This window comes from Brevundimonas sp. PAMC22021 (assembly GCF_019443405.1).
Classification (GTDB): domain Bacteria; phylum Pseudomonadota; class Alphaproteobacteria; order Caulobacterales; family Caulobacteraceae; genus Brevundimonas.
In genome coordinates, this window is sequence record NZ_CP080376.1 from 671,517 (window position 1) to 692,373 (window position 20,857).

Sequence of the window (20,857 nt, forward strand, 5' to 3'; positions counted from 1 at the left end):
CTATCCGCGCTGGAACGGATAAAAGCCGCCGCCGAGCCCCAGGATCTGCGTCAGCTCGTCCAGCGCGCCCCGGCTCTCGACTAGCAGCTGCGGATCGGCGAGGTCGGCGGGCGTCAGGCGATCGCGATACCAGGTGGCGCCCCAGACGCTGAGCGCGCCGTGCAGTTCGTCAGTCAGGCGCATGGCCGCGTTGGCCGCCGCCAGCTCCGCATCCGTCAGCACGACGCGCAGACGCAGGCAGGCCGGCCCACCGCCGTTGCGCATCGACTGGCGCACATCGACATAGTCGACCCGGCCGATCGGACCGTTGGATGAGGCGACGCCTTCGGCCACTGCATGGGCGCGGGGATTGTCGCGGGTCTCGGTCGGACAGATCAGCGTCAGCCGATCCTCGCCTGGAACGCGGACCAGCATGGAGTTGAACAGATAGGAGGAGATGGCGTCGGCCAGCGCCAGATCCGACAAGGCGACCTCCACAAAGATCGGATCGAACAGGCCCTCGGCGGCGCGACGGATCGTATCCCGCGTCCCGTCCGTGTCCTCGAACGCCAGCTCGTGGTGGAACAGGGTGTCCAGCGATCCGACGCAGACCACGTCGTTGTGGAAGGTCCCGCCGGCGATGGCGGCCCGCCCCTGTTGGGCCAATACCGACCGACCCATGCCGTGGCGGCGGACGACAGCGTCGCAGGCCTCACGCGTCTGACGAGCAGGGAAGGGACCTTCCCAGGGCTGAAACGCCTCTCGACCCCAGACCAGCAGGTTCACGCCCGGCTCGCCATGGTCGCGGCACAGGCGCACGTGGTTGGCCGCGCCCTCGTCGGCCAGATGGGCGACGGAGGACAGGGCGTCGTGGACGGCGAACCGGTCGGGATCGGGGAACAGGGCGTTCAGCGCGCGCTTCGTCTGTTCATGCTCGAGCGAGCGATGAAGGTTGGTGTGAAGGTTCGCGGGCGTGAAGTGCACGCGGCCGTCGGCAGAGTCCGCGCTCGGCGTTACCGTCGCCGCGTTGGCGGCCCACATGGGCGAGGCCGAGCAGGCGGCGGCGGCGAAGGACGGCGCGTCCGTCCAGGCGCGCTCCAGCACCTGGTCGTCCGAGCCGGCAAAGCCCAGCGTGCGCAGGAAAGGGATGTTCGGCCGCTCGTGCGGCGGCAGGACGAACTGCGGCAGGCCGAGGTCCGCCAGCCGCTTCATCTTGTCCAGGCCCTGCAGCACCGCCGCGCGCGGGTTGGAGGCCTCGCCCCGGTTCAGGCTGGAAGCGAGATTGCCCGGCGACAGCCCGGCGTAGGAGTGCGTCGGCCCGATCAAGCCGTCGGCGTTGGCCTCGACCGCATGGGTCATCGCAGACCCCTGATCTCGCCCTCTATGCTCTTCACCGAAGCCGCCTCGAAGCTGGCCACCGGATAAGCGCAGTAGTCGGCGGCGTAGTAGGCGCTGGGCCGGTGGTTGCCCGACGCGCCCAGGCCGCCGAACGGCATGTCGCCGGCCGCGCCGGTCGTCGGGCGGTTGAAGTTGACCACGCCTGCGCGGATGCGGCGGATGAAGCGGTCCCAAAGCGCCGGATCGTCGCTGACCAGGCCTGCCGACAGACCGTAGCGGGTGGCGTTCGCCGCCTGCACCGCCTGGTCGAAGGCGGCGACACGGGTCACCTGGAGGAAGGGGGCGAACATCTCCTCGTCCGGCACGTCCACGCCGGTGACGTCGATGACCGCCGGCCGGACAAAGGCGCCGGGCAGGTTTGCGACGGGACCGGAGGGGCGGATCACCCTGGCGCCCGCATCGATCCGCTGCTGCAGCGCCTCCAGCGCGCCGGCCGCCGCGCGGGCGGAGATCAGCGGGCCGGCGTAGGGCTCGCGGTCGCTGTTCCAGGGCGCGAACGTCAGGCGGTCCGACAGGGCGGCCACCGCCTCCACGATCGCATCGCCCTGCGCGCCTTCCGGCACGATCAGACGGCGCGCGCAGGAGCAGCGCTGGCCGGTGGTGACAAAGGCGGACTGCACGATGATGCCGGCCACGGCCTCGGCGTCGGCCGCGTCCCAGACCACCAGCGGATTGTTACCGCCCAGCTCCAGCGCCAGGATGACGTGCGGATCGTCGGCGAACTTGCGCCGGAAGTGCGCGCCGGCCGCGCCCGAGCCGGTGAACATCAGGGCGTCGATGCCGGCGTCCAGCAGCGCGGCGCCGGTTTCCCGCCCGCCCTGCACGACGTTCAGCACGCCCGTCGGCAAGTCCGCCGCCTCGAACGCCTCGGCCATCAGCTGGCCGGTCAGGGGGGTCTCTTCCGACGGCTTGAAGACCACGGTGTCGCCGGCCAGCAGCGCCGGCACGATGTGGCCGTTCGGCAGGTGGCCGGGAAAGTTGAACGGTCCCAGCACCGCCGCCACCCCGTGCGGACGGTGGCGCAAGACCGCGCGGCCGAATGCGGTGTCGCCCGCCCGCTCGCCCGTGCGCGCCTCATAGGCGCGGATGGAGATGTCCACCTTGCCGACCATGGAGCCGAGTTCGGCGGTGGTTTCCCACAGCGGCTTGCCGGTCTCGCGGCTGATCGCCTCGGCCATCTGCGGCGTGCGGTCCTTGAGCACGGCCTGGTAGCGTTTTACCGCCTCGATGCGCTCGGCGCGGGGGCGGTCGGCCCAGGGCTCGAACGCGGCGCGGGCGCGGTCCACGGCGGCTTGAACCTCGGTTGGAGAGGCGGCTTCGCCCTCCCACACGATCTCTTCGCTGGCGGGGTCGATGGACTGGAACACGGTCATGATTTCACTCGCACGATGTCGCCGGGGCTGATCTTGAGCGCCGCCGCCGTGTCGGAGGCAAGGCGGACGGTGTCGCCGTGGATGTCGGCCCGGGCGCGAACGGCGCGAAACGCGGCGATGCTGTCGGTGGAGATCAGCGCCGGCAGTTCCGCGTCGATGGCGTCCGCGATCTCGACGGTCAGCACGCGTGCATCGCGCACCGTGCGGATGTGATCGCGCGGGCAGGAGACGGTGGGGCCGGCGTCGAAGATGTCCACCAGGCCGTTGGGGCGGAAGCCCTCGCTCTCCAGCAGCGCCATGGCGGGATCGCCTTGCGGATGCACCTTGCCGATCACCGCGCGGGCGGGCTCCGGCAGCAGTTCGACATAGATCGGGTGGCGGGGCGCGAGGTCCAGGATGAACTGCTTGTCGGTTGAGCCCGTCATCCGGTCGGCATCGTCGAACGCCATGGGAAAGAACTTGTGCGCCACGTGGTCCCAGAAGGGGCAGGCGCCGTCGGGGGTGAAGACGCCCCGCAACTCGGCCAGCACGGTGTCGGCGAACAGGTCCGGCTGGGCGCCGATCAGCATGTAGCGCGACTGACTGAGCAGCCGCCCTGCGCCGCCCTTGCGCCGGTCGGCCTTGAGAAACAGCGAGCCGACCTCGGTCCAGCCGGTGCATTCATTCACCAGCACCAGCGTCTGGTGCGTCAGCTTGACGTTCAGCGACGGCGACGAGGAAGTGTTGGTGTTGACGCGAAAGGAGAAGAACGGCCGCTTCAGTCCCACCGCCGCCTTGACCGAGCCGACGCCGTCGATGTCGCCCGTGTCGCCGTCTTCCAGCATCAGGGTGTACCAGGCGCTCTGCGGCTCCACCCGGCCCTCGAAGCTTGCCTGGCTGAGTTCAAGCCGTTCGGACAAGGCGTCGGGGTCTTCGGGCAGGCTGGTGAAGCCGGGGCCGGACAGGATGGCGAGTTCCAGCAAGGAGTCGAGGTCACGCGGACCGGCGGGGCGGACGACCAGCATTCAGAGGCTCTCTTGATCCTCCCCCGCCCACAGGGTGGGGGAGGGGGACCGCCGTAGGTGGTGGAGGGGGCCGAACTTCGCACGGGTGTTCGGGGTTGCCCCCTCCACCACGCTGCGCGTGGTCCCCCTCCCCCAGACGGGGGAGGAGCTTGTGGCCACGGTCGTCACGCCATCGTCTCCAGTCTCATCGTTTTCAGTTTCAGCGCGTCGATCTCGCCCGAGGCGACCTTGCACAGGATCAGGGCGCTGAGCTGGGCGCGTTCGACAAAGCTGTCGGGCCAGGCGAACTCGGCCTCCGAATGGATATCGCCGCCGCGCACGCCCAGGGTGTCGATGTTGGGCAGGCCGGCCGCATGCAGGTTGTTGCCCTCGCACACGCCGCCCGACGGCTTCCAGGCGATGTCCTGACCCAGCAGGGCGCCGGCGTCGCGGACGGCCTCGAACAGGGCGGTCTGCGCCGCGTCCATCGGCTTGGGCGGGCGGGTGAAGCCGCCGCGCAGGTCCAGCGTCAGGCCCTCGAACGGCGCGGCGGAGGCGATCTCGTCGATCCGGCCCCTGATCCAGTCGGCGGACGCCTGATCCGGCACGCGGACGTTGAAGCGGATCACGGCGTTGTCCGCCACGACGTTCAGCGCGCCGCCGCCCGCGATCTGGGCGACGTTGACGGTGACGCCGTCGCTCCGGCCGTTCAGGGCGTGCAGCCGCGCTGCGATCATGGCGGCGCCGGCCACCGCGTTCCGGCCCTCCTCGAAGGCGCGGCCGGCGTGGGCGGCGCGGCCGGCCACGATCAGGTGGAAGTTGCCGCTGCCCTTTCTGGCGCCCGCCAGGGTTCCGTCCGCCAGGGCCGGCTCATAGGTCAGGCCGAGATGGCCGCGTGCGCCGAGTTCGGCCAGCAGCGGCGCGGAGGCGGGCGAGCCGATCTCTTCATCGGGGCTCAGCAGCACCGTCCAGCCGAGGCGCGTCCGATCCGGGTGCGTCTCGAAGGCTTCCAGCGCCGCCAGCATGACGCTGATGCCGCCCTTCATGTCGGCGATGCCCGGCCCGTTCAGCGCGCCGTCAGGGTGGGTCGTGACAGCCTGGAAGCGACTATCGGCCGAATAGACGGTGTCATAGTGGCCGGTCAGGACGATCTGGATCGGCGCTTCGGGACGCGCGGTGATCCGGAGCGCGTCGGCGTGCGCTTCGGTCCGCACCGAACCGTCGTCGGCGACGGTGGTGGAGCCGCGCGTCGGCACGCGCTCCACGCTGGCGGGGAGGCCGCGCCCCGCGACCTCCAGAGCGTCCAGCACGGCGGCGAGGCCCGGCGCGTTGCGGCTGCCCGAGTTGAGGTTCGACCAGGCCACGGCGCGATCGACGATCGCCTCGCGCCGCGCCGCGACGTGGTCGAGCACGGCCTGATCCGGGTCCGAGATACGCATGGCGCGGACCCTAGACGGGCGGACGGCAAAGGTGAAGGCGACCTCGCCGTCCGTTTTAGCGCCGCAGCTCCCGGTTGGGGCGGCGGTCCTGGCGCTGGCCGGGCTCGCGGCTTTCGCGGCGCCAGCGGATCGACAGGCTGGTGTCGCCGGTGCCGCCGAACTGGGACGACAGCGCAAGGTTGCGGCGCACCTGCCATTCGACGTTGACCGCAGCCCCGCCTTCGCCGCCGCCGATGATCTCCAGATAGACGTTGTCGGTGATGTAGCGCCCGCCCGCGACCGTCACGGCCGAGGCCGTGCCGCCAAAGGACAGTCGGTCCAGACCCGCCAGCTCGCGCAGATTTCCGATCACGTCGAAGCCGCCGCCGCCCGCCAGCGACGCCACGCCGGCCGCCAGCTGCGCCGCCTCGAAGGCCGACAGCTGCGAGGCCGATCGGCCGAACAGCACCTGCGACAGGATTTCGTCCTGCGGAAGCTGCGGCGTCGAGGTCAGGGCGATCACCGGCGAGGCGGCCGTGCCGGTGACCCGGATTGTGGCGGTCAGGGCCGGGTCCTCGCGCGTCGCCTCGATGTTCAGCCGGATGCGGTTCACATCCGTCGACAGGGTGACATAGCCCCGGTCATCGAAGATGAAGCGCTTGCCCGCGAACTCGTAGTCGCCGCGCACCACATTGGCGCGTCCGTCCAGCACCGGCTGGGCGATGGTGCCGCGCACGCTGGCCGCAAGGCTCAGTTCCAGGTTCAGGCCGCGCCCGCGCACAAAGATCTCGCGCCCGGTCAGGTCGATATCGAGGGCGATGGGCGGGCCGCCGGTGGTGGCGGGGCGGGCGGTCTCGTCGGTGTCGCCGCCCGGCTTGTTGATCTCCACCACGTCCATGCGGACGATGCCGTTCGAACCGGGCAGGTCGTTGGCGGAGATGGTGGCCTCGTCGACGTTGAGACGGCCGGCCAACGCGATCTTGCCGTCCGTTGCACGCGCGGCGGTCAGCGTGCCCGAACCGCGCGCCTCGGCCAGGTCGTTGTCGATGATGCGGAACCGGTTCAGCACCAGGCGCAGGTTGGAGGCCGAGCCCTGACGCAGGCCGATGCGGCCTTCGCCGGAGACCGTGCCGCCGTCGCCGTCGTTGGCCGAGAACCGCTCCAGATAGGCGGTGGTGTCGTCAAAGCGCGTGGCCAGGTTCAGCGCGTTAAGACGGGTGCCGGTGGAGCCTTCGAAATAGGCGCCGTCCGCGAGGTCGAGACGGCCGTTGAGGCGCGGCGCGTTCAGCGTGCCGGCGATGGTCGCCTGACCGTTGACGTTGCCGGACAGCGAGCGTTCTCCGCCAAGGAACAGGTCCCAGATCGGCTGCACCTGGCCCTGGATGGAGACATTGCCCGACATCGGACGCGTGCGGGCGATCGCCAGCCGCAGGGGCGCGGCCGAGGCCTCGACCGGCAGGGTCAGGTCGGCGTTGGCGCGCACCGCGCCCTCGTCCACGGCCGAGGCCTGGATGCGCAGGACGTTGTTCAGAAGGGTGGCGTTCAACTGGCCGTCGACGGCGAGACCGCGCGGCGCGTCGATGGAGCGGATCTGGTCCAGAGTGACGTTGGCGGAACCCGACAGGTCGTTTCCGGCGCCGCGCAGGGACACTCGACCGGTCGCGCGACCTCGCAGGTCGGGAGCCAGAGAGCCCAGTTCGACGCTGGTCAGGTCGGCCTGGATAATGGCGGAATCCGAGTCCTGGCGAAGCTCGCCCATCAGCATGCCGCCGCCGACGTTCAGATCGACGCGGGCCACGCGGCCGTCGCCGGACAGGGCGACCACGGCGGGGTTGCGGGTGGTGAAGGCGATCTCGCGCACGCGCCCGCCGCCGGACAGGGTGACGCTCTGGTTCTGGCCCTGCCTGGAATAAAGGCCGTTGCCGTTGAACTGCACCGGCGTGCCGCCGCCGACGTCCAGCGCCAGATCGAAGGGCAGGCGCTCCAGCGTGCCGCGACCGTTCAGGGCCAGATTGCGGATGACGATGTCCGAGCCCGCCGGCTTTACGTTGCGGGCGGTGACATCCAGGATGGCGCTGTCCGCGCCGCCGCCGTCGAGCAGGCGAACGCGGCCTTGCGCCTCGCCGGTCTGCAAGAAGGCGCCGGGGCGTGCGGTGAAGGTCAGGTCGGCGCTGGACGGCACATTGTTGGACAGGGCGACGGCGCCCTGGGCGGTGACGCCGCCGGCGTTCAGGTCGACCTCGGTCAGGCGGATCTGGTTTCCGCCCAGGAAGAAGTTGCCCGCCGCGCGAGCCGGTCCGTAGTTGGAGCCTGAGGTCACGACGATGCGGCCGTCCGAGGCGTCCGCGCCCTTACGGAAGCTCAGCGTCAGGTCGGCGTCGGTCAGCTGAAGCGCGCCGGCGGTGATACGGTCGAAGTTGGCGGTCAGGTCGGCGCGCGGCTGGGCCAGGGTGCCGGTGACGGCGCCCTGTCCGCGCAGATTGCCGGCGATCTCGGCCGGGCCGGCGTTGAAGGGGCCTTGGGCGTTCCAGTTCAGCGCCAGACGCAGGCGGCCCTCGGGCTCAATCAGGCCCCGAGCGGAGGCGCGGCCGTTGGCGCCGGTCAGTTCGCCCTGGTTCAGCTCGATGCGGCCTCCGTTCAGCAGTCCCGCCAGTTGCAGGCGCGGCTGCTGGCCCAGCACGCGGTCGAGTTCGCCCAGGCCCGTGACCAGGCCGCGTCCCCGCCCGTCGAAGCGGATCGACCACGGGGCGCCGGTGCGGGCGGACGCCGCCTGGATGGGCCCGCCGAATGCGCCGCGCGCGCCGGGCTGGACGCGCGACAGGTCGGTGATCTCGGCGCGTCCTCGGAAGGACAAGCCGCCCAGGAGGTTGCGGGAACCGGAGCCGTTCAGCGCCAGCGCCTGGCCAGTCGCATTGACGCGCTCCAGCAGGATGGCGCCGTCCTTCATCCGGGCGGCTTCGAGTTGCACACGCGGCTGCGCGCCGAGCAGGGCGCCGATCACGCCCTCGGCCGAGCCGCCGGATGCGCGGATGTCGCCGTCGATGTCGAAGCGGCCGTCGCGCGCCTGGACGTTCAGAGGGCCTGCGATGCGGGTCGCGCGATAGCTGGCGAGAGACGCGTTCAGCAGACTGGCCTGGCCCGAAAGGCTCCAGGTCTGGGCGTCGCCCTTGAAAACGCCGGTGTAGGCGGTGGGGCCGGCGATCTCGGTTCCGGCTAGCCGGGTCAGGGATGGCGTTGCGACCTCAAGCGCGATGCCGCCGGGCGAGGCGCGATCTTCCTTGCGCAGCTTGCCCTGCGCCCGCGAGGTCAGGTTCTCGGCGTCCAGCACCCAGGCCACGCCCTGGAAGGCGTCGTCCGAGCGGTCGGGCACGATGGCGAAGCCGAACCGGGCGGTGCGGCCGACGCGCGTGACGAACGGCTCAAGCAGGTCGGAGCCGGAGAAGTCGAAATAGCCGGACAGCCGTCCGCCGTTCTCGCCGAACCGGCCCTTGATCGTCAGCGGCGTGAACTGCCCGGTCTGGACGCGAGCATCGATGACCTCGCCGTTGACCAGGGCATGGGCGGCGAAGGGCTGGTCCGGCGAATAGCCGAGCGCGCCGGCGATCGGGCCGCCTTGCGCCTCCTGCGCGCGCAGATTCAGGCGCAGGTCCGACATCTCCTCGCCCAGGGTGGCGGCGAGACGCAGGTAATCGCCAGGGCGGCTGAGGCTGTCGGCGTTGACGTTGGCCGTCTTTGCGCCAAAGCGCGGAATGGCGGCGTCGCCGGCCAAGCGCCAGCGGCCGTACTCCTTTGAGAAGTTCTCCAGCAGTTCGACATTGGCCGAGAACTTGTCGATCACGACGCCGATGGGCGCGGGGCGGGGCGGCTCGCCGGTCGGAGGCTCGGGCACAGGGCGGCGGATCAGGCGGATCTGGTCGGCGCTGATCTCGTCGGCATGGAAGCGGCGAAAGACGAGCTGAAGATAGCTCCAGTCCACCCGCACATTGCGCGCCTCCAGCCAGACGCCGTCACGATCGGTGATGGTGACGCGCGCCAGGGTGAAGTCGTCGAACAGGTCGCCCGACAGCCCCTCGACGTTGATGCGGCCGTAGCGGCCGATCTTCTTGCCGGCCACGAAGCTGGTGACCAGTTCGCGGCCCGGGCCGCTGAGCAGATAGGTCCGCCCCCCGATAAAGGCGACCAGCGCCAGCACGATCACCGCCGCCAGGATCGAGCCGATGATCAGGCCCGCGACCTGCAGGCGGGTGCGCTTCTTCTTCGCCTTGACCGCGGGGGTCTCAGGCTTGGGCTGGTCCGAGGCGGGAGGCGGCGTGTCGGTCAAAAGGCCTGGCCGATGCTGATGTAGAGTTGAAAGGCGGCGTCGCCGACCTGGGCGTCGAGCGGCACGGCGATGTCGGCGCGGATGGGGCCGAACGGCAGCTTGTAGCGCACGCCCAGACCCGCGCCGTAGCGCATGTTGGAGAAGTTCGGCGTTTCCTGAAAGCCGACCGCGCCCGCGTCGATAAAGGCCACGGCCTGGAAGCTCTCGCCGATGTCGCGACGCACCTCCAGCGCGGTTTCGAACAGCGACAGGCCGCCGCGCGGGGTGTTGTCGGGCAGGCGCGGACCGACGCCCTGATATTCATAGCCGCGCACCGAACCGCCGCCGCCCGAATAGAACAGCCGGTCGGCCGGCACCGTCAGCTCCTCGCCGCCGAGGATAGAGCCGATGCGGATGCGGCCGGCCAGCACGGTGCGGCCGCCGTCGGTGACCGGCAGATAGCCGGTCGCCACGAAGTCGTTGCGCAGGAACAGCACGGTGTCGTCGCCGGCCACGGCCGTGGGCTGGACCGAGGCGGTCAGGCGATAGCCGCTTCTGGGGTCTAGCGGATCGTCGGACCGATCCATGTAGGCCGAGCCGCGCAGGGTGACGATGGCCAGATCGCGGTCGAAGTCCACCGGCTGGGGCGGGTCGAACGCATAGTCGAACCGGTTCTCGTTATAGTGGCCGGCGTCCACGCCGATGCCGTAGCTGAAGTAGGAGGTGCGGCCGATGCGCTGGCGCAGGTCGGCCGACAGCACCAGGGCCTGGCGGACGTAGGCGTCGGTATCCTCGTTGACCACGGCGGCCTGCATCGCCAGCGTGCGGCCGGGCCGGCGCCAGTGCGGCAGGCTGAGGTCCACGCCGATGCGGCTGTCGATGCTGGCCAGGCGCGCCTGGTAGCGCAGGGTGTCGGCGCGGCCGAACCGGTTGTAGTGGGTCCAGATCAGGTCCACGCCCGAGCCTTCGGCCGTGGAATAGCTGGCGCCCGCCTCCAGGATGCGGCGGGGCCGATCCTGGAGCGAGACGATCACGGGACGCAGGCCCGCTTCGGTGTTCTGGGCCTGGGGCGCCAGCGCCACGCCGACGCCGTCGTAGACGCCGGTCTCCAGCAGGCGCCGCTCCAACTCGGCCACGTCCTCGGGATCGTAGCGGTCGCCCTCGTCCCATGGCGCAAGGCCCGCCACCCAGGCCGGGTTGGTGCGGCCCTCGGTTTCCAGCCGGACGCCGTTCAGCCGCACCAGCTCGCCCGAGGCGATGCGGTATTCGGGCGCAACTGTCCAGGCGGCGTGATCGACCACGACCCGGCGCGGGTTGGCGGCGGCGTCGGCATAGCCCTGGCGGGTCAGGGAGGCGACGACACGGCCTTCGCCGGCGATCACGTCCACCGCCCGGCCGGGCGCGCCGGCCTCCAGGTCGATGGCCTCGATGGCGGTCGCGGCGCTGGTCTCGTCAGGCGCCGGCGCGGCCCACTGCACCGTCGGCGGCGTCAGGACGAAGCGGCGGCCGGGCGTGACCTGCACGATGGCGACCGGCGTCTCCTCGCCCTCGACGATGTCTTCCAGCACCGGCTGATAGTAGCCTTCGGAGCGCAGCAGGGCTTCGGCCGACCCCATCGCCGCGCGAGCTCTGCGACGCGCCTCGAAGCGGCTGGAGGGGGCGCCATCGACTTCCCCGACCGCCTGCTCCAGCTGTCGACGCAGGTCGCCGTCGATCTCGCCGCGAATTTGGGCGCGCGGATCGGCGTGGGCGGCGGCCCCGCAGGCGGAGCCGAGCGCAAGCGCGGCAAGAAAGAGCTTCGGCCTGGACGTCAAACTCGACCCTTCGTCTTGGCCGCCGGGTAACGTCCGGCGAATGCGTGAGGCGAACCGCATGAACGGTCAGTAGAACAGGGTTTCGCTTTCCGGCTGAACCGACTCTTCCGAGGTCTTGGGCTCGGGCGGCAGGGTCTCGGGCGGCGGGGTGGTCGGCGCGGGATCGCGCACGTCGGGGGCCACGACCGGCGCGGCCGAATCCTCGGCGGCGGGCGCGACGGGCTCGGCCTCGACGGCCATCGGCCGTTCGTCCACGTCTCGTTCCTGAACATCGTCGCAGGCGGACAGCGACAGGGCGCCCGCTGCGGCCAGAGCGAAAAGAATGCGCTTCATCGACTTGAATTCCCCGACTTCTCCACGCCAACGCTTTGAAAGCGCGGCCGTTCCCATGTCGAGCGCGCAATCCATGGATCGCCGCTCAAGATCGCCAGTCGCATCGCCTGATGGCGGCAACGAGGCTGGCTTGAAAATGAGAGATGGTACGTCCTCTCGGGCTCGAACCGAGGACCCTCTGATTAAAAGTCAGATGCTCTAACCAACTGAGCTAAGGACGCGCCGACGCTGCGGCCGAGAAGGCGGACCGCTGCTGGGCGCCTTCTGTCGCGTCGGGCCGTTCCGGTCAAGGGCGAAGGCCGTCAACCGGCGATCTCGGAACAAGGCTCATGCGCGCCGGGTTCTTGTTGAAGCAACCCACAAGGAGCGATCCATGCCGCATCAGAACACGTCATCGTCGGACGCGACGGCCCAGAACGGGGTCGGCGACAAGCAGATGCCCAACGATCCGGGCCAGGACCAGAACGCCTCCGCCCATCCGGAGGCGAGCCGCTATGCGGCCGAGAACCTGGCCGATTCGACCCTGGCGCCGCCGGCAGCAGGCGAGGTCGACGACTATCTGGACGAGGGCGACGGCCTGGGCGGCGCCAATGTCCAGTCAGGCGGCAACAACGCCAATCGTCCCATCGGAACCGAGGGCGACCGCGGACAGGGCCCCAAGACGCGCGCCGCCAACCGCGACGAGGTTCGAGGACAGGATTGATCCACAAGGTTTCTCGCCGGGCGCGGGACCGGTCCTGCGTCCGTCGCCTGTTCGCCTGTTCGGTTCTCGCCGGCGTCGTGATGGCGACCGGCGCCTGCGCCAGCCATCCGGCCGGGCGGGGGATCGGACAGGTGCGACAGGGTTTCGGCGCGGCGATCGGCGCGCCTCTGGAAGACCTCAACCTGCGGCGCAAGGACGTGGCCGACGTGCTGACGTGGGCGCAGGCCAAGCCCTATGACATGACGGGCCTGGAGCGATGCGACGTGATCGCGCAGGAGGTGACGCTGCTGGACCAGGCGCTGGGGCCGGACCTCGACGAGCCGCCGCCGCCACGGGCGCTGAGCCTGGGCGACCGGGCGTCGAACGCGGCGGCCGATGCGGCGCTGGATGCGATCCGCGATACGGCCACCGACCTGATCCCCGGCCGCAGCTGGGTGCGGCGGCTGAGCGGGGCCAACCGGCGCGAGCAGAACACCGAGCGGGCGCTGCAGGCCGGACGGGTCAGGCGCGCCTTTCTGAAGGGCATGGGCATGCAGCGGAACTGCGCGCCGCCGGCCGCGCCCCGCTGGTTTCAGCCGGCGCCCGAAGCACCGCCCCGCATCATCATCCAGCAGCCCTAGCCGTTCGAGACGTGGCGGGCGTGGAAGTCGCGCCGGAACGCCTCGAAGCGGCCCTCCGAAATGGCGGCGCGCATGGCGGCGGTCAGGGCCTGGTAGAAGGCGATGTTGTGCCAGCTGAGCAGCACCTTGCCGAGGATTTCGTCGGTGCGGACGAGGTGATGCAGGTAGGCCTTTGAATAGCCGGACGAGGCCGGGCAGGGGATGGCGGGGTCCAGCGGGTCCTGGTCCTCGGCGAAGCGGGCGTTCTTGAGGTTCAGCGGCCCGTCCCAGGTCCAGGCCTGGCCGTGGCGGCCGGCGCGCGTGGGCAGGACGCAGTCGAACATATCGACGCCGCGCCACACCGCCTCCACCAGATCGACCGGCTTGCCGACGCCCATCAGATAGCGGGGGCGATCGACGGGCAGCATGTCGGGGGCGTAGTCCAGCACCTCGCACATGGCGGCGTGACCTTCTCCGACCGCCAGTCCGCCGATGGCGTAGCCGTCGAAGCCGATCTCCTGAAGCTGATCCGACGACTGGCGGCGCAGGTCCTGAAAGGTCGAGCCCTGCTGGATTCCGAACAGGGCCTGGGTCTCGCGCTCGCCGAACCGCGCCTTGGAACGCGCGCCCCAGCGGATCGACAGTTCCATGGCCTTGCGCGCCGCATCCTTTTCGGCCGGATAGGCGACGCACTGGTCCAGCTGCATGGAGATGTCGGCGCCGATGCGGTCGGCCTGGATCTCGATCGAGCGCTCCGGCGTCAGGACGTGCTTGGAGCCGTCCACATGGCTCGAGAAGGTGACGGCCTCTTCCTTGACCTTGGAAATGCCGGCCAGGGACATGACCTGGAAGCCGCCTGAATCCGTCAGGATCGGCTTGTCCCAGCCCATGAAGCGATGCAGCCCGCCCAGCCGCTCCATCCGCTCGGGGCCGGGACGCAGCATCAGGTGATAGGTGTTGCCCAGGATGATGTCGGCGCCCGTCGCCTTTACCTGATCCACCGTCAGCGCCTTGACCGTGGCGGCGGTGCCGACCGGCATGAAGGCGGGCGTGCGGATGTCGCCGCGCGCGGTCTTCAGCACGCCGGTGCGGGCGCGACCCTCTGTGGCGGCGATGTCGAAGGAAAAGGGCAAAAGGGCCTCATACACGGGAGAAGGCGGGGCATATAGGCGCGAACGGCCCGCGCGAACAGCGGGCAGGCTGAAGCCCCGGCTGCCGTTTCGCATCCGGTTGGAGGGCGGGCGGGGCGCCGGGCTTTCGCCCGGAGTATGGGTAGTTGTGTACCGTTTCGACGAAAGCTGACGCCCCGCGCGGATGACTGGCTGCAAGCCAGGACCGTGGGATGGTGGCGGTCTTATCGCCTAAGTCCTGCGAGGCGTCGGTTCTCCCTCCCCGTTCGGGGGAGGGAGGTCGCGTCAGCGACCGGGTGGGGGCGGCCCGGGAGGGGCGCGCCTGCTAAGGCCGGACAGGTCGTCGATGGGTCGCCTGGCCGCCCCCACCCGGCTTCGCCTGCGGCTCAGCCACCCTCCCCGAACGGGGAGGGAGAAATGGGTGGTCTTTTCTTCTCCCCATCGCAGATGGGGAGGTGGCGCGGCGCTTGCGCCGTGACGGAGGGGTTGGTGCGGCGGTCCCGCTCCCCACGATGTAGAGAGGAGGGGGGGCGGCACGGCCCCGTTGCAGAGCACGCGCTCCGCTGCGACAAAGCGGGATGGCCGAGCGGACAGAGCTTCCCGGCGGTGTCGTCCATGATCTCCCGGAGGATTTCCAGGAGGCCCTGAGGCGTGATCCGCCGGCGCTGTCGACCTGGAGGGACATCACGCCTCTCGCCCGCAACGAATGGATCTGCTGGATCGAAACGGCGAAGAAGTCCGAAACGCGACACAAGCGCATCGCCTGGGGTTGTTCGAGCCTGCATGACGGCAAACGCCGCCCCTGCTGCTGGCCCGGCTGCCCGCATCGCCCAAGCAAGGCAGGAGCGGCTTAGGTCCACTTTCAATCGTCAGGCGACGCTGAGATCTCGTGGCGGACGAGCGATGGTGCTGCTGGAAGGAAAAGGTTCAGGCAGCGGCGTTTCGGAACAGCAGGCTGCCGTCGCCGTAGGAGTAGAAGCGGTATCCGTCGGCAACGGCGTGGGCGTAAGCCGCCTTCATCGTGTCGAGGCCGGCGAAGGCGCTGACCAGCATGAACAGGGTCGATTTCGGCAGGTGGAAATTGGTCAGGAGCACGTCGGCGGCGCGGAAGGCGTAGCCGGGCGTGATGAAGATGACGGTGTCGCCGTGGAAGGGCCGGACGACGCCGTCTTCGGTCGTGGCGGACTCCAGCAGGCGAAGCGAGGTGGTGCCGACGCAGACGATGCGGCCCCCGCTCGCCCGCACGGCGTTCAGGGCGGCGGCGGTTTCGGCTGAGACCTCGCCCCATTCGCTGTGCATGCGGTGATCGGAAAGGTCGTCGGCCTTGACCGGCAGAAAGGTGCCGGCGCCGACGTGCAGGGTCACGGCGTGCGTGGAGACGCCCCTGGCCTGGATGGCCTCGAGCAGGGCGGGGGTGAAGTGCAGGCCGGCGGTGGGGGCGGCGACCGAGCCGTCGTGCTGGGCGAAGACGGTCTGGTAGTCGGAGCGGTCGCGGTCGTCCTCTGGCCGCTTGGCGGCGATGTAGGGAGGCAGCGGCATCACCCCCACGTCGCGGATGGCGTCGTCCAGCGCGGGGCCGGACAGGTCGAAGCGCAGCGCGACCAGGCCGTCCTCGCCCTTGGCCACGACGGTCGCGTCGAGACGGCCGAGGTCGCAGGCCGCATCGCCTTCGCAGCCGAGACGGATGCGGTCGCCCGGCTTGATGCGCTTGCCCGGCTTCATGAAGGCGGACCAGGCGTCGGGCGCGTCGCGGTGGTGCAGGGTGGCCTCGACGGCGACGCTCAGCGTCTCGCCTTCGGGGCCGGGGCGGTGGCGGACGCCGGACAGGCGCGCAGGGATCACGCGGGTGTCGTTGAACACCAGGGCGTCGCCGGGGCGCAGAAAGCCGGGCAGGTCGCGGATCGCGCGGTCCTGAAGCGCGCCGCCCTGCACCACCAGCAGGCGGGCGCTGTCGCGCGGTTCGGCGGGGCGAAGGGCGATGCGCTCTTCCGGCAGGTCGAAGTCGAAGTCGGCGGTCCGCATGCGCGCGCTTTAAGACGCTGGAGCGGGGGGTCAAGCGGCGCGGAACCAGCTTGGCCGTAACCGGTTTGCGCCTCATGACCGAAAGCGGCCTCAAACCAGGGGAGACCTGCTGGCGCATCGAGCGGGCGTCCTGCGCCAGCGTGATCGTCGATGGCGACGACTATTTCCGGCATGCGCGGCAGGCGATGCTGGGGGCCGAGAAGCGGATCGTGCTGATCGGCTGGGACTTCGATGGCGACCTGGACCTGGATCGGAGCGCCGAGGCGGTCGAGGGGCCGCGCGAGATCGCCGACTTCTTTTGCTGGCTGACCGACCGCAATCCCGAGCTGGAAATCTTTATCCTGCGCTGGGACATCGGCCTGCTGAAGATGGTGCTGCGGGGCAATGCCTTGGGCGCGCTGGTCAAGTGGAGCCGCAACAAACGCATTCACGCCCGGTTGGACGGGCACCATCCGCCGGCGGGCTCGCACCACCAGAAGATCGTGGTGATCGACGACCGCCTGGCGTTCTGTGGCGGCATCGACATGCTGTCCGACCGCTGGGACACCCGCGCGCACCGGGACGGCGATGGCGGCAGGCGCGACCGCAAGGGCAAGATCTCCAAGCCCTGGCATGATGCGACCACGGCGCTGGCGGGGCCGGCGGCGCGGGCGCTGGGCGACCTGTTTCGCGAGCGATGGAAGGCGGCGGGCGGCGGACCGGTCGGCGAGGCGGAAGTTCAGTCGGAACCCTGGCCCGAGGGGCTGGCGGTGCAGTTCAGGGACGTGGACGTGGCCATCGCCCGCTCTTCGCCGCTGATGGACGACAGTCCGCCTGTGCGCGAGATCGAGGCGCTGTACCTGGAGCAGATCGCGCGGGCGAAGCGGTTCATCTATGCGGAAAGCCAGTATTTCGCCTCGCGTCGCATCGCCGAGGCGATGGCCAGGCGGCTGGACGAGCCGGACGGGCCGGAGATCGTGCTGATCAATCCGGTGACGGCCGAGGGCTGGCTGGAGCCCATCGCGATGGATTCGGCGCGGGCGCGGTTGGTGGAGGCGCTGAGGCGGCGCGACGTGCACGGGCGCTTTCGCGTCTACCACCCCCACACGGCGGGCGGAGAGCCGATCTACGTCCACGCCAAGATCACGGTGGTGGACGATCTGAGCCTGCGGGTGGGCTCGTCCAACATGAACAATCGCTCGATGCGGCTGGACACCGAATGCGACGTGGTGATCGACGCGCGGCTGGCGGCGAACGCAGGCGCGGAAGATGTCATCCGCGCAACTCGCGAGAGCCTGATGGCCGAACATCTGGGCGTCGATGCGGAGACGGTGAGGGGGACGGTCGAGGAGACCGGCTCGCTGATCGCCGCCATCGAGCGGCTGCGAGGGCAGGGCAAGACGCTGAAGCCGTACGAGACGCCCGACCTGTCGTCGGTCGAGGCGTGGCTGGCCGAGAATGAGGCGCTGGACCCCGAAGGGCCGGAGGAGATGTTCGAGCCGTTCAGCCGGCGCGGGCTGTTTCGTCGGCTGAGGAAGCCGAAGGGGTGACGCTGTTCGTCCCGAAGCGCCGGCGCAGCATGGCCAGCTTGGGCTCGATATAGGTGCGGCAGAACGGGCGATCCGGATCGGTCGCGTAGTAGTTACGAAAACGCGCGTCGGACGCCTGAAAGGCGCGGAACGGCAGAACCTGCGTGATAAGGGGCGCGTCGAAACCGGGTTGCAGGCGGTCGAGCGCGGCGACGCAGGCCTCGGCCTGCGCGGCGTCCATGGCGTAGATGGCGCTGCGATACTTGCCGCGCATCTTGTGGCGAGAGGCGCTGGCGTGGGTGCGCAGGTGTACCTCGATCAGGGCGTCCAGCGGCAGGCGCTGCGCGTCCCAATCGACCAGGACAGCTTCGGAGAACGAATCGTTCGGGGCGTCGGAGGCGATAAAGCCCTGCTGCACCCGATGCACGCCCGCCAGCGACTGAAACACCGCCTCGGTGCACCAGTGGCAGCCGCCGCCGAGACCGAGTTGCTGAAGCGTCGTCACGCTCTTCCAGATGGTTTCGGCGTCGCCAGTCGCAAGCCGGCGAGAAGCGCGGGATCGGAACGCGCCCTGGCCGCCCGCCGTTGGTTTTCCAGGCAGCGGAGGTGGTTGATGTTCATCATCCTGGGCGGAACCGGTCATGTGGGCGGCGCGGCGGCGCGCAGGCTAAAGGCGAGCGGGCATGCGGTGACGGTGGTCACCTCCGACGCCGCGAAGGTCGGCGGCCTGGAGGCGCAGGGCTTTGGTGCGGCCGTCGTGGACGTGTGCGACGTAGAGGGCCTGCGCGCCGTGTTGCGAACCGGAAGACGCGCCCTTCTTCTGAATCCGCCCGCTCCGGTCAGCGGCGACACGGACGCGCAGGAAACCGCGACGGCGAACGCCATCGTGGAAGCGGTGAAGGGGGCCGGGTTGGAGAAGGCCGTGGCCGCGTCGACCTATGGCGCCCGACCGGGCGACGCCTGCGGCGACCTGACGGTGCTGTACGCCTTCGAGCAGGCGCTGCTGGCGCAGGACACGCCGGTCGCGATCAATCGTGCGGCCTATTATTTCAGCAACTTCGACATGCTTCTGCATGCAGTGCGCGAAAGCGGCGTGCTGCCCACGCCGTTTCCGGCGGAGCTGCCCCTGCCGATGGCCGCGCCGGAGGACCTGGGGGCGGCCGCCGCCCGGCGGCTGGTCAGCGGCCTGGACGATGTCGGCGTGCGTCACGTCGCCGGACCGGAACGGCGCACCATGGCCGACGTCGCGCGCGCCTTTGCGACGGCTCTGGATCGGCCGGTTCGTGTGGAGACGATCCCGCGCGACGCGTGGCTGGCGGACTACCGGGCGCACGGCTTTTCAAAAGCGGCGGCGCAATCCTACGCCCGCATGACCCAGGCGACCATTGACGAGGTGGAGCAGGCGCCGGAACCGGACGAGCGCGGGGACGTGACGCTGGAAAGCTATATCCAGGCGCTGGTCGCGCGTGGGGGCTGAGGCGTTGACCGCGAACGCGTGAACCGCCAAACCGCGCCGCATGCTTCAGAACCTCCAAACACTCGCGCGCGAGGCCCGGTCGTGGCCGTTCGAGCAGGCCCGCAACCTCCTGGCGCATGTGCTGAAGAAGCGGCTGCCGGAGGCCGAGCGGGGCGAGGCCAGGGCGCTGATCGACGCGGGCGAGGCGGACAAGGCGCTGGCGCGGTTCGAGGTCCTTCGGCGGCCGGTGGTGCTGGAGACCGGCTATGGCCCGTCGGGCCTGCCGCACATGGGCACGTTCGGCGAGGTGGCGCGCACCACCATGGTGCGCAACGCCTTTCGCGCGCTGACGGGGGATCACTGGCCGACGCGGCTGATCGCATTCAGCGACGACATGGACGGGCTGCGCAAGGTGCCGGAAGGCATCCCCAATCCGGAGATGCTGCGCGAAGACCTGCACAAGCCGCTGACGCAGGTGCGCGATCCGTTCGGCACGCACGACAGTTTCGCCGCCCACAACAATGCGCGGCTGCGGGCGTTCCTGGACAGCTTCGGCTTCGACTACGAGTTCATGAGCTCGACCGAGACCTACCGGAGCGGGCGTTTCGATCAGGCGCTACTGACCCTGCTCGAAAGGTTTGATGCGGTGCAGGCCATCATGCTGCCGACGCTGGGCGAGGAACGGCGCGCGACCTATTCGCCCTTTCTGCCGATCAGCCCGATCACCGGCCATGTGCTGCAGGTTCCGACGCTGGAGCGGAATGTGGACACGGGAACCATCGTCTTCGACGACCCAGCGGGCGGACGAACCGAGGTTCCGGTGACCGGCGGTCACGTGAAGCTGCAGTGGAAGCCGGACTGGGCCATGCGCTGGACCGCCCTGGACGTCGACTACGAGATGTCGGGCAAGGACCTGATCGAAAGCGTGCGCGAAAGCTCCAAGGTCTGCCGTGCGCTGGGCGGCGTGCCGCCGGAAGGGTTCAACTACGAGCTCTTCCTCGACATCGAAGGCAAGAAGATCTCGAAGTCGAAGGGCAACGGCCTGACGATGGAGGACTGGCTGCGGTACGGCACGCCCGAGAGCCTGTCCTGGTACATGTTCCAGTCGCCAAAGTCGGCCAAGAGCCTGCACTTCAACGTCATCCCGCGCGCGACCGATGACTATCTGGCGTTCATCGAGGCCTACAAGACGCAGGAGCCGGCCAAGCGGATCGACAATGCGGTGTGGTCGATCCACGCCGGGTCGCCGCCGGATCACGCCTCGCCGGTGTCCTTCTCCCTGCTGCTGAACCTGGTGGGGGTGGCCAATGCGACGGACAAGGCGGCGCTATGGGCCTATTTCGCCCGCTATCTGCCCGACGCCACGCCCGAGACCGAGCCGCTGCTGGATCGGCTGATGGGCTATGCGCTGAACTACTACGAGGACTTCGTGAAGCCGACGAAGATCTATCGGGCGCCGGACGACAAGGAGAAGGCGGCGCTGCTGGACCTGGCGGCGCGCCTCGAGGCGCTGCCGGCGGACACGACGGACGGCGAGACGATCCAGGGCGAGGTCTATGCGGTCGGCAAGGCACACGGCTTCGATCCGCTGCGGGCCTGGTTCGGGGCTCTGTACGAGGTGCTGCTGGGCGCGTCGCAAGGACCGCGCTTCGGCTCGTTCGCGGCGATCTATGGGCTGGAGCAGACCGTGAAGCTGATCCGCGAGGGGGCGGAAGGGCGGCTGGCCGCCAGCTAAGCGTCCGGCCTCAAGCAGCGCGACGGCGCGATAGGTCAACAAAGATGAACCGAAGATAACTGCAAGGCTCCGGGAGCCTTCAGGTTCGGTGCGGCATTGTCCATCC

The 20,857-nt window shown here is 69.8% G+C and carries 16 protein-coding genes and 1 tRNA gene; 6 read left to right on the forward strand and 11 right to left on the reverse strand.

Going from position 1 to position 20,857, the window contains the following annotated elements; genetic code table 11:
* From astB to KY493_RS03290, 8 genes are all read right to left on the reverse strand, one after another.
* Complete coding sequence (gene astB / locus KY493_RS03255) at positions 1 to 1,338, reverse strand: N-succinylarginine dihydrolase (protein ID WP_219897567.1); 1,338 nt, start codon at positions 1,336 to 1,338, stop codon at positions 1 to 3.
* Positions 1,335 to 2,750, reverse strand: coding sequence for a succinylglutamate-semialdehyde dehydrogenase (astD, locus tag KY493_RS03260; RefSeq protein ID WP_219897568.1), 1,416 nt, complete (start codon positions 2,748 to 2,750; stop codon positions 1,335 to 1,337). The genes astB and astD overlap by 4 nt, the downstream gene beginning before the upstream one ends.
* The gene (locus KY493_RS03265; RefSeq protein WP_219897569.1) at positions 2,747 to 3,754 is read right to left on the reverse strand and encodes an arginine N-succinyltransferase; all 1,008 of its coding nucleotides are present in this window, start codon (positions 3,752 to 3,754) and stop codon (positions 2,747 to 2,749) included. The genes astD and KY493_RS03265 overlap by 4 nt, the downstream gene beginning before the upstream one ends.
* A gap of 164 nt (positions 3,755 to 3,918) precedes the next feature.
* Positions 3,919 to 5,172 (reverse strand): hydrolase, encoded by a 1,254-nt coding sequence (locus tag KY493_RS03270; protein ID WP_219897570.1) that lies wholly within the window; start codon positions 5,170 to 5,172, stop codon positions 3,919 to 3,921.
* A 55-nt stretch (positions 5,173 to 5,227) separates the two neighbouring features.
* Positions 5,228 to 9,472, reverse strand: coding sequence for a translocation/assembly module TamB domain-containing protein (locus tag KY493_RS03275; RefSeq protein ID WP_219897571.1), 4,245 nt, complete (start codon positions 9,470 to 9,472; stop codon positions 5,228 to 5,230).
* On the reverse strand, positions 9,469 to 11,265 hold the full coding sequence (locus tag KY493_RS03280) for an autotransporter assembly complex family protein (RefSeq protein WP_219897572.1): 1,797 nt from the start codon (positions 11,263 to 11,265) through the stop codon (positions 9,469 to 9,471). The genes KY493_RS03275 and KY493_RS03280 overlap by 4 nt, the downstream gene beginning before the upstream one ends.
* A gap of 66 nt (positions 11,266 to 11,331) precedes the next feature.
* Positions 11,332 to 11,598 carry a hypothetical protein gene (locus tag KY493_RS03285; protein ID WP_219897573.1) on the reverse strand — a complete coding sequence of 89 codons (267 nt, stop codon included), beginning with the start codon at positions 11,596 to 11,598 and terminating at the stop codon, positions 11,332 to 11,334.
* Between the two features lie 144 nt (positions 11,599 to 11,742).
* Positions 11,743 to 11,819: transfer RNA gene (locus KY493_RS03290), tRNA-Lys, on the reverse strand.
* A gap of 152 nt (positions 11,820 to 11,971) precedes the next feature.
* On the opposite strand from KY493_RS03290, the gene KY493_RS03295 reads away from it, so the two are divergent.
* Positions 11,972 to 12,301, forward strand: a complete 330-nt coding sequence (locus KY493_RS03295; RefSeq protein ID WP_219897574.1) for a hypothetical protein — start codon at positions 11,972 to 11,974, stop codon at positions 12,299 to 12,301.
* On the forward strand, positions 12,298 to 12,921 hold the full coding sequence (locus tag KY493_RS03300) for a hypothetical protein (protein ID WP_219897575.1): 624 nt from the start codon (positions 12,298 to 12,300) through the stop codon (positions 12,919 to 12,921). The genes KY493_RS03295 and KY493_RS03300 overlap by 4 nt, the downstream gene beginning before the upstream one ends.
* Here KY493_RS03300 and tgt read toward each other — a convergent pair.
* Entirely contained in the window at positions 12,918 to 14,033 is a 1,116-nt protein-coding gene (gene tgt / locus KY493_RS03305; protein WP_370627352.1) for a tRNA guanosine(34) transglycosylase Tgt, read from the reverse strand. The genes KY493_RS03300 and tgt overlap by 4 nt on opposite strands.
* Before the next feature lie 575 nt (positions 14,034 to 14,608).
* Here tgt and KY493_RS03310 point away from each other — a divergent pair.
* A complete protein-coding gene (locus KY493_RS03310; protein ID WP_219897577.1) occupies positions 14,609 to 14,884 on the forward strand; it encodes a YdeI/OmpD-associated family protein in 276 nt (91 codons plus the stop codon).
* A 73-nt stretch (positions 14,885 to 14,957) separates the two neighbouring features.
* On the opposite strand, the gene queA is transcribed toward KY493_RS03310, so the two are convergent.
* Positions 14,958 to 16,052 carry a tRNA preQ1(34) S-adenosylmethionine ribosyltransferase-isomerase QueA gene (gene queA, locus KY493_RS03315; RefSeq protein ID WP_219897578.1) on the reverse strand — a complete coding sequence of 365 codons (1,095 nt, stop codon included), beginning with the start codon at positions 16,050 to 16,052 and terminating at the stop codon, positions 14,958 to 14,960.
* 74 nt (positions 16,053 to 16,126) lie between these two features.
* Between queA and KY493_RS03320 the strand changes: the two genes are divergently transcribed.
* A complete protein-coding gene (locus KY493_RS03320) occupies positions 16,127 to 17,581 on the forward strand; it encodes a phospholipase D-like domain-containing protein (protein ID WP_219897579.1) in 1,455 nt (484 codons plus the stop codon).
* Here the strand turns inward: KY493_RS03320 and KY493_RS03325 are convergent.
* On the reverse strand, positions 17,535 to 18,065 hold the full coding sequence (locus KY493_RS03325; protein WP_219897580.1) for a peptide-methionine (S)-S-oxide reductase: 531 nt from the start codon (positions 18,063 to 18,065) through the stop codon (positions 17,535 to 17,537). The genes KY493_RS03320 and KY493_RS03325 overlap by 47 nt on opposite strands.
* Positions 18,066 to 18,173: 108 nt before the next feature.
* Here KY493_RS03325 and KY493_RS03330 point away from each other — a divergent pair, with 108 nt between their 5' ends.
* Complete coding sequence (locus KY493_RS03330) at positions 18,174 to 19,037, forward strand: NAD(P)H-binding protein (RefSeq protein WP_219897581.1); 864 nt, start codon at positions 18,174 to 18,176, stop codon at positions 19,035 to 19,037.
* A 40-nt stretch (positions 19,038 to 19,077) separates the two neighbouring features.
* Positions 19,078 to 20,751, forward strand: a complete 1,674-nt coding sequence (locus tag KY493_RS03335) for a lysine--tRNA ligase (RefSeq protein WP_219897582.1) — start codon at positions 19,078 to 19,080, stop codon at positions 20,749 to 20,751.
* Positions 20,752 to 20,857 lie beyond the last annotated feature (106 nt).